The following is a 239-nucleotide window of genomic DNA, read 5'->3' as shown; positions in this document are numbered from 1 at the left end:
GACCAGCGCGATGCTGGCACTGGCCGCCGCCGTGGGCCGCGAGCTGTCGCTGGGCGAACGGGACGTGCTGATGCTGGAAGCCGGCGAGGGCAAGGTGCTGATGCTGGCGCTGCCGTGCGCGCCCGCACCGCTGTGGCTGATGGCCGCCTGCGACACGCGCTGCGTGACCGGCAAGGTGCTTTGGAGGGCAAAGGAATGTGGCCGCAACATCATGGCCGAACTCAGCGGATCACGAGCCG

The 239-nt window shown here is 69.9% G+C and carries 1 pseudogene; it reads left to right on the top strand.

Annotated features, from left to right (window positions below):
- Positions 1-10: 10 nt before the first annotated feature.
- Positions 11-239, top strand: a pseudogene (locus ACQG3P_RS22895) (roadblock/LC7 domain-containing protein); the annotation flags it as partial.

The sequence above is a fragment of the Stenotrophomonas sp. SrG genome, from assembly GCF_050031795.1.
GTDB lineage: Bacteria > Pseudomonadota > Gammaproteobacteria > Xanthomonadales > Xanthomonadaceae > Stenotrophomonas > Stenotrophomonas rhizophila_A.
Note: the sequence above shows the minus strand (reverse complement) of the source record. Positions and strands in the feature narration are given on the sequence as shown.